The sequence below is a fragment of the Streptomyces sp. NPDC031418 genome, from assembly GCF_055581605.1.
Window position 1 is genome coordinate 297,021 of sequence record NZ_JBVIJC010000004.1, and the last position, 11,220, is coordinate 308,240.

The window sequence follows — 11,220 nt, forward strand, 5'->3', positions numbered from 1 at the left end:
AAGATCTGTACCCCCCCCCCCCCCCCACCCCCCCCACCCACCCCCCCCCCCCCCCCCCCCCCCCCCCCCCCCCTCCTCGGTGGTACCGCGTGGCGTCAGACCTTCAGCGGCTTGATCGACGTCGGCGCGTGACCGGGCTCGGTGGCCAGGTCCTCGAACTCGGAGATGTCACTGATGTCCATGGTCCTGCTCATGGAGATGTTGGTGATGCGCTCCAGGATCGCCTCGACGACGACCGGCACCCGGTACTCGGCGGCCAGCTTCTTCGCCTGCTCGAAGGCCGCGCCCAGCTGCTCCGGCTCGGTGACCCGGATCGCCTTGCAGCCCAGGCCCTCGGCGACCTTGACGTGGTCCACGCCGTAGACGCCGATCTCGGGCGTGTTGATGTTCTCAAACTCCAGGTTGACCTGGAAGTTGATGTCCAGGCCGATCTGCGCCTGGCGGATCAGGCCCAGGTAGGCGTTGTTCACCAGCACATGGACGTACGGGATCTTGTGCTGGGCGGCGACCGCCAGCTCCTCGATCATGAACTGGAAGTCGTAGTCGCCGGAGAGGGCGACCACCGGGGCCTCCGGGTCGGCCTTGGCGACGCCGATCGCGGCCGGGATGGTCCAGCCCAGCGGGCCGGCCTGGCCGCAGTTGATCCAGTGGCGCGGCTTGTACACGTGCAGCATCTGCGCGCCGGCGATCTGGGAGAGGCCGATGGTGGTGACGTACCGGGTGTCCGGGCCGAAGGCCTTGTTCATCTCCTCGTACACGCGCTGCGGCTTCATCGGCACGTTGTCGAAGTGGGTACGGCGCAGCAGCGTCGCCTTGCGCTCCTGGGTGGAGGCCACCCACGCGGAGCGGTCGGGGAGTTTGCCCGCGGCCTTCAGTTCCTTCGCGACCTCGATGAACAGCTCCAGCGCGGCCTTGGCGTCGGAGACGACCCCGTAGTCCGGCGGGAAGATCTTGCCGATCTGGGTGGGCTCGATGTCGACGTGCACGAACTTCCGCTCGCCGCGGTACACGTCGAGCTTGTAGCCGGTGTGCCGGTTGGCCCAGCGGTTGCCGATGCCGAGGACGCAGTCCGACTCCAGGAAGGTGGCGTTGCCGTAGCGGTGCGAGGTCTGGACACCGACCATGCCGGCGTTCAGCTCGTGGTCGTCGGGCAGCGCGCCCCAGCCCATCAGGGTCGGGATGACCGGGGTCTGGGTCAGCTCGGCGAACTCGACCAGGAGGTCGGCCGCGTCGGCGCCGATGACGCCACCGCCGGCCACGATGACCGGGCGCTCCGACTCCAGAAGAAAGGTGATCGCCTTCTCGATCTGGGCGCGGGTCGCGGCCGGCTTGTAGACCGGCAGCGGCGCGTACGTCTCCGGGTCGAACTCGATCTCGGTGAGCTGGACGTCGATCGGCAGGTCGATGAGGACCGGGCCGGGACGGCCGGAGCGCATCAGGTGGAAGGCCTGCTGGAAGACGCCCGGGACCTGGGCGGCCTCCAGGACCGTGACCGCCATCTTCGTGACCGGCTTGGCGATCGACGCGATGTCGACGGCCTGGAAGTCCTCCTTGTGGATCACGCTGGTGGGCGCCTGGCCCGTGATGCACAGGATCGGGATGGAGTCACCGATGGCCGAGTACAGGCCGGTGATCATGTCGGTGCCGGCCGGGCCGGAGGTACCGATGCAGACGCCGATGTTGCCCGGCGTGGTGCGGGTGTAGCCCTCGGCCATGTGCGAGGCACCCTCGACATGGCGGGCGAGGGTGTGGTTGATGCCGCCGCCCTCCTTGAGGGCCTTGTAGAACGGGTTGATCGCCGCGCCCGGCACACCGAAGGCGTCGGTGACGCCCTCGCGCTTGAGGATCTCAACTGCCGCGCGGGCAGCGGTCATACGGGCCATCGAGTACTCCTGCTTCGGCTGTCGGATGCGTACTCCCGTCGCGCCCCGCGGTGAGCACAGTCTCCAGAGTCGACCACTTCCGCATCTCTTTCATGATGCGGAAAGTAATTTCTACTATCTGGAAGCAATGTAGGAGGCGTGGGCGGACGCCGTCAAGGGCGTTCCACCGCCGGGGGGCCCGCAGGACAAGGGAAGTGGCGGACAACAGGGGTGCGGCAGGAGGACGATGGGAGCGTCCCTGTGCCGCCGTGGGAGTGGGTGGGCCATGCCCGAGTGCGTACCGGTGCGCTGCCCGGTCTGCCGGCGCGAGCACCTCTACGCCGCGCCGTCCTATCCGTGTGTCTGCGGCGCCCCCACCGCCCCCCGCCTGGACCCCGCGGGGCAGCCGGCCGTGGCCGAGCACCGCGCGTGGGACGACGAGTGGCTCACCGTGCCGTGCGCGGCCTGCGGGCACCCGGGCCAGTGGCCGCACCCGGAGCTGGGCTGCCCGTGCGGCACGGTGCTGCGCATCCCGGTCGCCGGTGCGGCCGCGCCCCCCGCCCCGCCCCCGGAACCGGAGCGCCCCGCGCCCCGGCCCCCCTTCCAGCCCCGGCCCGTGCGGACCGCCCGGGACGCGGTCACCACCGCCGCGCTCTATCTGCGCTGGCTCGGCTACCGGGACATCCGCCGCGCCGACCAGCGGCCGCCGCACGGCATCGGGCTCGCCGCCCGCGGACTGCTCGCCCAGGTGGACCCGACCGTACGGCCCGCCGCGCCCCGGGACGTGGAGTGCCTGTGGCTGACCGCGATGACCGAGTCCGCGGGCTGTGTGTACTTCTCCCTGGCCGGCTACACCGACGCCGCGCGGGCCCGCGCGGGCGGCCTCGGGATACCGCTGTTCGTCCTGGACCTCGCGGGTGTGCCGCAGCCGGTGAACGACCCGGCCGAGGCGCTGCACACCGAGGGCGCGCCGGAGCCGCAGACGCGCACGAGGGACGGACACCGCTGAGCGGCACCCGTCCCTCGTCCCGTCGCGCCGGGCTCAGTCCCGGTAGGTCTCGCGCAGCTCCACCTTGCGCACCTTCCCGGACACCGTCATCGGGAAGGAGTCGAGGATCCGCAGCCGGCTGGGGATCTTGTAGTGGGCGAGCCGGCCCCGGCAGAAGGCGTGCAGCTCCTCCAGGGTGAGCGGGTCGGCCGCGTCCTGCGGGATGACACAGGCGAGCACCTCCTCGCCGTACTTCTCGTCCGGTACGCCGACGACCTGGACGTCCCTGATCTTCGGATGGGCGTAGAGGAACTCCTCGATCTCGCGCGGGTAGATGTTCTCGCCGCCCCGGATGATCATGTCCTTGATCCGGCCGACGATCTCCACATAGCCGTTCTCGCGCATCGTCGCGAGGTCCCCGGTGTGCATCCAGCGGCCCGCGTCGATCGCCTCGGCGGTCTTCCCGGGCTCGTCCCAGTAGCCGAGCATCACGCTGTAGCCGCGGGTGCACAGCTCCCCCGCGGTGCCACGGGGCTGGGTCACCCCGGTCGCCGGGTCGACGATCTTGACCTCCAGGTGCGGCAGCACCCGGCCGACGGTGGCGGTGCGGTGTTCCAGGTCGTCCTCGATCCGGGTCTGCAACGACACCGGCGAGGTCTCGGTCATGCCGTAGCAGATGGAGACCTGCTCCATGTGCATCTCGGCGACCACCCGCTTCATCACCTCCACCGGGCAGGGCGAGCCCGCCATGATCCCGGTGCGCAGCGAGGAGAGGTCGTACGAGGCGAAGTCGGGGAGGTTCAGTTCGGCGATGAACATGGTGGGGACGCCGTACAGGGACGTACAGCGCTCCCGCTGCACCGCCTCCAGGGTGGCCTTCGGGTCGAAGGACGGGGCCGGGACGACGATGCAGGCGCCGTGCGAGGTGGCCGCGAGGTTTCCCATCACCATGCCGAAGCAGTGGTAGAAGGGGACCGGGAGACAGACCCGGTCCTGCTCGGTGTAGGCGATCAACTCCCCCACGAAATAGCCGTTGTTGAGGATGTTGTGGTGGGAGAGGGTGGCGCCCTTGGGGAAGCCGGTGGTGCCCGAGGTGTACTGGATGTTGATGGGGTCGTCGCAGGACAGCTCCGGGTAGCGGGCCTCCGGCGTGGCCCGCGCGAGCAGCGCCGGCCAGCTCGGGTCACCGATGTAGACGACCTCGCGCAGCTGCGGGCAGCGGCCCCGGACCTCGTCGACCATCGCCCGGTAGTCGCTGGTCTTGTGGCTGAGCGAGGCGAACAGCAGGGAGATCCCCGCCTGGTTCAGGACGTACTCGACCTCGTGGGTGCGGTAGGCCGGGTTGATGTTCACCATGATCGCGCCGATGCGGGCGGTGGCGTACTGGACCAGGACCCACTCGGCGCAGTTGACCGCCCAGATGCCCACCCGGTCGCCCTTGGCGATCCCGGAGGCGAGCAGCGCCCGCGCCAGCTCGTCCACGTCGGCGCCGAACCGCGCGTAGGTCCAGCGCCGTCCCGTGGCCACCTCGACCAGCGCCTCGCGGTCCGGCCATCTCTCCACCGCCCGGTCGAGGTTGGCCCCGATGGTGTCTCCCAGCAGGGCGGTGCTGCCGGTGCCATGCGTGTACGACAGCGGAGTGGTCACCGGAAGTCCTCCTCGCGGTACTCGTGCGCCGAGCCCGCGGCCGTGGCCTCGCGCAGCTCGATCCGGCGGATCTTGCCGGAGACGGTCTTGGGCAGCGCGCCGAACTCCAGCCGCCGGATGCGCTTGTAGGGCGCGAGCACCTCGCGGGAGTGCTCGAAGAGGACCTTGGCGGTGTCGGCGCCGGGCTGCCAGCCCTCGGCGAGCACGACGTACGCCTTCGGCACGGCGAGGCGCAGCTCGTCCGGCGCGGGCACGACGGCCGCCTCCGCCACCGCCGGGTGCTCCAGCAGGGCGCTCTCCAGCTCGAAGGGGCTGATCTTGTAGTCGGAGGCCTTGAAGACGTCGTCCGCGCGGCCGACGTAGGTCAGATAGCCGTCCTCGTCGCGGGAGGCGATGTCGCCGGTGCGGTAGTAGCCGCCCGCCATCGCCTCCGTCGTACGGTCCGGGTCGCCGTGGTAGCCGGCCATCAGGCCGACCGGGCGCTCGGAGAGGTCGAGGGCCAGTTCGCCCTCGGTGGCGCCGGGGGCGCCGGAGACCGGGTCGAGGAGTTCGACGCGGAAGCCGGGGCTCGGGCGGCCCATGGAGCCGGTCTTCAGCACCTGGCCGGGGCTGTTGGAGACCTGCACGGCGGTCTCGGTCTGCCCGAAGCCGTCCCGGATCGTCACCCCCCAGCCGCGCCGGACCTGTTCGATCACCTCGGGGTTGAGCGGTTCGCCGGCCGCCACCGCCTCGCGGGGCGGGGTGCGCAGCTGGCCGAGGTCGGCCTGGATGAGCATGCGCCAGACGGTCGGCGGGGCGCAGAAGGTGGTGACACCGGCCCGGTCCATCTCGGCCATCAGGCGGGTCGCGTCGAACCGTGTGTAGTTGAAGACGAAGACGGTCGCCTCCGCGTTCCACGGCGCGAACAGGTTGGACCAGGCGTGCTTGGCCCAGCCGGGCGAGGAGATGTTCAGGTGTACGTCACCCGGCTTCAGGCCGATCCAGTACATGGTGGACAGGTGCCCGACCGGGTACGAGGTGTGGGTGTGCTCGACCAGCTTGGGGCGGGCGGTCGTACCGGAGGTGAAGTAGAGCATCAGCGGGTCGTCGGCCAGGGTGGGGCCGTCGGGGAGGAAGTCGGCCGGGGCGGTGTAGGCGTCCTCGTACGGCTGCCAGCCGTACTCGGGGGAGCCGCCGACCGCGATCCGGGTGTAACCGCCGGGCACCTCGGCGAACTTGGCGGTGTCCTCCGTCCGTACGATCACATGCTTCACCCGGCCCCGGTCCACCCGGTCGCGCAGGTCGGCGGGGCCGAGCAGCGGCGTGGCCGGGATGACCACGGCGCGCAGCTTCATCGCGGCCAGCGCGGTCTCCCACAGCTCGGCCTGGTTGCCGAGCATGACCAGGATGCGGTCCTCGGCGGCGACGCCCTGCTCGCGCAGCCACCGGGCGACCCGGTTGGAGCGCTCGGACAGCTCGGCGAAGGAGAGCCGGGTCTCGGTGCCGTCCTCCTCGACGAGGTGCAGCGCGGTCCGGTCGTTCCCGGCGGCGATCGCGTCGAACCAGTCCAGCGCCCAGTTGAAGTGCCCGAGCCGGGGCCAGGTGAAGCCCTGGTAGGCGGTGGCGTAGTCCTCTCTGTGCGTCAGGAGGAAGTCCCTGGCGGTGCGGAACGACTCGGTCGCCGTGCTCATGCGTGATTCTCCTTGCTCTTCCGGACCATTGCCGGGCGGCTCTCTGGCATCGTCTAATCCGTGATGCAGGTCTCACTACCCCCGAACGGGGGTGTGGGAAGCCGAAGGAGCGACACAGGTGACGGCAGACGCGGCGGGGGCAGTGGAGATAGGCGGTGCGCTGGCCCGGCTGCGGCGGGCCACGGGGCTTCCGGTCGCCTTCGGCGGGCTGGTGGAGCCGGGCCGGCCGCAGATCCGGATCAGCGAGCTGAGTGGCACCACCACGGCCGCGCTGCGCTCGCTCGCGGTGATCTCCGGCAGCGGGCTGGGCGGCAAGGCGGTGGCGCTGGCCCGGCCGTGCGCGGTGACCGACTACCCCAGCTCCCGGCAGATCAGCCATGAGTACGACGCCAAGGTGGCGGCCGAGGGCATCCGCTCGGTGGTCGCGGTGCCGGTCGTGGTGCGGCGCCGGGTGCGCGGGGTGCTGTACGGCGCGCTGCGCTCGGCCCGGCCGCTCGGCGACCGGGCGCTGGACGCGGCGGTGGCGGCGGCGCGGGACGTGGAGCAGGCGCTGGTGGTGCGGGACGAGGCGGAGGCGCTGCTGACGGCGGCCCGGCCGGGGGCCGGCGGTCCGGCGCACGCCGCCGCCCTGGAGCAGGTGCGGGAGGCGCACGCGGCGCTGCGGGCGCTGGCGCCCCGGATAGCCGACCCGGAGCTGCGGGCGGAACTGCTGGCCGCCTGCGGGCTGCTGGCGGCGCCGCGGCCGGCCGGTGCGCCGAGCCTTGCGCCCCGCGAGCTGGACGTGCTGACCTGGGTGGCGGCCGGGGCGACCAACGCGGCGGTGGCCGAGCGGCTCGGTCTGGGTACGGAGACGGTCAAGGGATATCTGCGCTCGGCGATGCGGAAGCTGGGCGCGCACACCCGGGGGGAGGCGGTGACCGCGGCCCGGCGGGCGGGACTGCTGCCCTAGCCGCCGACTCCTGGGGAAACGCTTTCATTCATGCAGAGACGCTTTGAATTTCCCTATGCCTGACCGGTTGTTATTTCCCTCACCACGGCTTCCGTCCGAATTTCAGGGATCGTTGCCTAGAATTTGGCCCGAACACGACACACGAGGGGAGCGGTGAAGTGCGACGGGACTTCCAGGAGCCTGCCAGGTGCCGCTCCGACCTGGTCATCGGCCGCGAAGAGCTGTTCGCGGGCGCCCGTGCGCAGCTCGCCTCCGGCGGCAGTGTGCTGCTCCACGGCCCGGCCGGAATAGGGAAATCGACCATTCTGCGGGCCTTGACCGAGGAATACGCCGCGACCGCGCACACCGTCTTGCGCTGCTCGGCCACGGAGTCCGAATCCCACCTTCCCTTCCTGGCCCTGGCCGACCTGCTCGGCCTGGTCCTCGACGAGGTGTCGCCGCGGCTGCCCGCCGCCCAGCGCACCGCCCTGGAGTCGGCGCTCACCGGCCGCGGTGAGTCCAGCCTCCAGCGCGACGGCCTCGCGCTGCGCCTCGCGGTCCTCTCCGCGCTGCGGGCGCTCGCCACCGCGGGCCCGGTGCTGGTCGTCGCCGACGACCTCCAGTGGCTGGACCCGGCCAGCGCCGAACTGCTCGGCTTCGCCGCCCGGCGACTCGGCGGCACCCCGGTGCAACTGCTGTGCGCGGTACGCACCGAGGGCCAGGAGAACCAGGAGTACGACCGTCATCTGCGCGCCTGCCCGCCGGACACCCTCGGGGTCCGGCTGGGCCCACTGTCCCACGCCCAGGTGGCCCGGCTGCTGGACCACCGCGGCCACGGCGGGCTGCCCCGCTCCACGGTCCGCGAGATCCACCGCACCAGCGGCGGCAACCCGCTGTTCGCGCTGGAACTCGGCCGCGCCCTCGCCGAACGGCCCACCCCGCCCCGGCCGGGCGAGCCGCTGCCCGTGCCCACCAGCCTGCGCGCCCTGGTGCTCAGCCGGCTGGACATGCTCTCCGTCGAGGCCCGCCGCACCCTGCTGGTGGCCAGCGCCGGCGCCCGCCCCACCATGGCCCTGCTGCACGCGGCCGGCCGGGAGAACGCCGAGGCGGAGTGCGCCCAGGCCGCCGAACTCGGGCTGCTGGCCACCGAGCCCGACGCCCCCGCCGTACGGTTCGCGCACCCCCTGATCTCCGCCGCGCTGTACGCGGAGGCCCCGGCCCATGAGCGCCGGGCCGTGCACACGGCGCTGTCCACCGCCGCCTCCGACCCGATCGAACGCGCCCGGCACCTGGCGCTGGCGGCCACCGGCGCCGACCCCGAGGCCGCCGCCCGGCTCGCCGAGGCCGCCGCCCTCGCCCGGGACCGCGGGGCCCCGTCGGTCGCCGCCCAGCTGGGGCTGCTCGCCGCCCGGCACACCCCCGCCGACGCCGCGCCCGGCCAGGCCGAGCGCCGGCTCCAGGCCGCCGAGGACGCGATCACCGCCGGCGAGCTGGACCTGGCCCGGGACATCGCCCGGGAGGTGTTGAGCCGGACGGCGGTGCCCGCCGACCGGGTGCGCGCCTGGATGATCGTCATCGACAGCGCCGGGCACACCATGGCCGAGGTCGACGCGGTCTTCCCGCAGGCGCTCGCCGACGCCGGCGACGACCCGCGGCTGCTCGCCCTGGTCCACTACCAGCTGGCCTGGCGGGCGCTGATCGTGGCCGGCGACTTCACCGAGGCCCGGCAGGCCGCCGCGCACGCCGCCGCGCTGGCGGCGCGCGGCGGCGACCGGCGCACCGAACTGCTGTCGCTCGCCTTCCAGGCCCAGACCGAGACCCTGATGGGCCACCCGGACGCGCCCCGCACCATCAGACGCGCCCTGACGGAGCCCCAGGACCCACGGGTCGCCTGGCACCACAACGGCGCGGGCAGCGCCCGGTTCCGCTGGCTGGTCATGAGCGACCAGCTGACCGAGGCCCGGGCGACGGTCACCGCGCTGCTGCGCGAGGTACGGCGGCGCGGCTCGGTGGAGAGCGAGGTGCACTTCCTGCGCGGGCTCGCCGAGACCGAGCTGCGTGCCGGGCACTGCGGGCGCGCCCTGGAGCTGGCCCGGGAGAGTCTGCGGCTGGCCCGGGACTCCGGGATCGGGGAGACCGCCTCGGCGATGCTGACCTCGCTGGCGGAGGCGTCCGGCGGCGATGTGGACCGGGCGCTGGTCCTGGCCCGGGAGGCGGTGGCGCACGCCGAGGGGGACGGCGACCAGATGTACCTCTCGCGGGCCCTGGGCGCGCTCGGGTACGCCCAGCTGGTCGCCGGGGATCCGGCGGGCACCGTGCGCTCGCTGCGCCGGGTGCGCCGGCTGGAGCTGGGCCTCGGCATCACCGACCCGGCGCGCGGCCGCTGGCAGGGCGATCTGGCGGAGGCGCTGGTCCGGATCGGTGAACCCGCGGAGGCGCAGGACGTCATCGACGCGAGCCGGGAGCACGCGCTGCGGCTCGGCCGGGAGAGTGTCCTCGCCGTGCTCGACCGCGCCGAGGCCCTGGTGCGCGCCGCACAGGGCGACACGGAGGCCGCCGTCGCCCAGCTGACCTCCGCTCAGGACCGGCTCGGCAAGCTCGGCTACGGCCTGGAGGAGGCCCGCGCCGCGTTCGCGCTGGCCCGGCTGCGCGGCCGGCGCACCGGTCCTGCCGGGTACGACGAGGCCACCCGGATGTTCCGCCGCTGCCGGGCGCTGCCCTGGCTGCGCCAGGTGGACGAGGCGCTGAGCGCCCCCGAGCCGGAGCCGGAGCCGGTACCGGCCGCGCCGGGCCCGCTGGACGCACTGGCGGTGCTGGCCGCGATGGAGCGCCAGGTCGCGGCGCTGGTCATGGAGGGCGCCACCAACCGGGAGATCGCCGCGCGGCTGTTCATCAGTGTGAAGACGGTGGAGGCGACCCTGACCCGGGTCTACCGCAAGCTGGGGATCCGATCGCGGGTCGACATCGTCCGATTGGCGGCGGGTCGGCGCGCGCCCTGAGCGGAGCCCTTGTTAACTGAACCGGACCGAGGGTTTTCCCTCACCCAACCCCCTAGGGGGTTCCCTCATTGGGAGCCAAGGGTGCCGGGTCCTAGCGTAAGGGGCGTGCCGCTCGCCCGGGCATACGGGGGTCGGTCCCGCGACCCCCGTGTACAACCCCCACACCCGCGCGAACCCCCACCGGTGCAACCCCCACTGAGGAGACTCATGTTCGGGCTCACACGTGCCAGAAAGACCGCCGCGACCCTGGTGGCGACGGCCGCCGCCGCGGCGACCGCGCTGCTCGCCTCCCCCACGGCGAGTGCCGCCCCTCAGCCCATCGTCGGCGGTACGACCACCACCACCGCGGCGTATCCGTTCGTCATGCAGATCACGGACGCCTCCGGGAACCAGTTCTGCGGCGGCACCCTGGTGTCCGCCACCAAGGTGGTGACCGCCGCGCACTGCATGGCCGGCGAGTCCCCCAGCAGTGTCCGTGTGGTCGGCGGCCGTACCTATCTGAACGGCACCGACGGCACGGTGAGCAGGGTCAGCAAGATCTGGGTCAACCCGGACTACACGGACGCCACCAACGGCAACGACGTGGCCGTCCTGACCCTGTCGACGTCGATGCCGTACACCCCGGTGTCGTACGTCTCCTCGTCCCAGACGAGTGTGTACGCGGCCGGCACCACGGCCCGGATCCTCGGCTGGGGCACCACCTCGGAGAACGGCAGCTCCTCCAACCAGCTGCGGACCGCGACCGTGCCGATCGTGGCCGACTCCAGCTGCCGTTCCTCCTACGGTTCGGACTTCGTCCAGTCCGACATGGTGTGCGCCGGATACTCCTCCGGCGGCGTAGACACCTGCCAGGGCGACAGCGGCGGTCCCCTGCTCATCGGGGGCGTCCTGGCAGGGATCACTTCCTGGGGCGAGGGGTGCGCGGAGGCGGGTTACCCGGGTGTCTACACCCGGCTGACCACCTTCTCGGACCTCGTGACCGCGCAGGTCCACTCGTGACCCGGAAGAAGGACACCTGAGCCACACCCTCAGGTAGATGCCAGGGGGGGGGGGGGGGGGGGGGGGGGGGGGGGGGGGGGGGAAGCCCCCCCCCCCCCCCCCCCGCTCCACGCTCGGGTTTGCTTAC

General features: G+C 72.6%; 7 protein-coding genes. 4 read left to right on the top strand and 3 right to left on the bottom strand.

What is annotated here, in order from left to right; genetic code table 11:
• Positions 1–95: 95 nt before the first annotated feature.
• Positions 96–1,883: a glyoxylate carboligase gene (gcl, locus tag ACZ5CZ_RS07310; RefSeq protein ID WP_468940006.1), complete on the bottom strand. Its 1,788-nt coding sequence runs from the start codon at positions 1,881–1,883 to the stop codon at positions 96–98.
• 265 nt (positions 1,884–2,148) lie between these two features.
• Here gcl and ACZ5CZ_RS07315 point away from each other — a divergent pair, with 265 nt between their 5' ends.
• A complete protein-coding gene (locus tag ACZ5CZ_RS07315) occupies positions 2,149–2,871 on the top strand; it encodes a hypothetical protein (protein ID WP_468940009.1) in 723 nt (240 codons plus the stop codon).
• 33 nt (positions 2,872–2,904) lie between these two features.
• Here the strand turns inward: ACZ5CZ_RS07315 and ACZ5CZ_RS07320 are convergent, their stop codons facing one another.
• Together ACZ5CZ_RS07320 and ACZ5CZ_RS07325 are read right to left on the bottom strand one after the other, a co-directional pair.
• Positions 2,905–4,497 (bottom strand): AMP-binding protein, encoded by a 1,593-nt coding sequence (locus ACZ5CZ_RS07320; RefSeq protein WP_468940012.1) that lies wholly within the window; start codon positions 4,495–4,497, stop codon positions 2,905–2,907.
• Entirely contained in the window at positions 4,494–6,167 is a 1,674-nt protein-coding gene (locus ACZ5CZ_RS07325) for an AMP-binding protein (RefSeq protein ID WP_385840788.1), read from the bottom strand. Before ACZ5CZ_RS07325 ends, ACZ5CZ_RS07320 begins: the two co-directional genes overlap by 4 nt.
• A gap of 118 nt (positions 6,168–6,285) precedes the next feature.
• On the opposite strand from ACZ5CZ_RS07325, the gene ACZ5CZ_RS07330 reads away from it, so the two are divergent.
• The 3 genes from ACZ5CZ_RS07330 to ACZ5CZ_RS07340 all read left to right on the top strand — a co-directional run bounded on the left by ACZ5CZ_RS07330 (position 6,286) and on the right by ACZ5CZ_RS07340 (position 11,093).
• Positions 6,286–7,116: a helix-turn-helix transcriptional regulator gene (locus ACZ5CZ_RS07330; RefSeq protein ID WP_385840787.1), complete on the top strand. Its 831-nt coding sequence runs from the start codon at positions 6,286–6,288 to the stop codon at positions 7,114–7,116.
• A 158-nt stretch (positions 7,117–7,274) separates the two neighbouring features.
• Entirely contained in the window at positions 7,275–10,094 is a 2,820-nt protein-coding gene (locus ACZ5CZ_RS07335) for an ATP-binding protein (protein WP_468940017.1), read from the top strand.
• Between the two features lie 207 nt (positions 10,095–10,301).
• Positions 10,302–11,093, top strand: a complete 792-nt coding sequence (locus tag ACZ5CZ_RS07340) for a S1 family peptidase (RefSeq protein ID WP_385840785.1) — start codon at positions 10,302–10,304, stop codon at positions 11,091–11,093.
• Positions 11,094–11,220 lie beyond the last annotated feature (127 nt).

Bases quoted from the DNA above. Each gene is read 5' to 3' on its own strand.
- ACZ5CZ_RS07325 (WP_385840788.1), bottom strand. From the start codon at position 6,167: ATGAGCACGGCGACCGAGTCGTTCCGCACCGCCAGGGACTTCCTCCTG.
- ACZ5CZ_RS07340 (WP_385840785.1), top strand. From the start codon at position 10,302: ATGTTCGGGCTCACACGTGCCAGAAAGACCGCCGCGACCCTGGTGGCG.
- gcl (WP_468940006.1), bottom strand. From the start codon at position 1,883: ATGGCCCGTATGACCGCTGCCCGCGCGGCAGTTGAGATCCTCAAGCGC.
- ACZ5CZ_RS07315 (WP_468940009.1), top strand. From the start codon at position 2,149: ATGCCCGAGTGCGTACCGGTGCGCTGCCCGGTCTGCCGGCGCGAGCAC.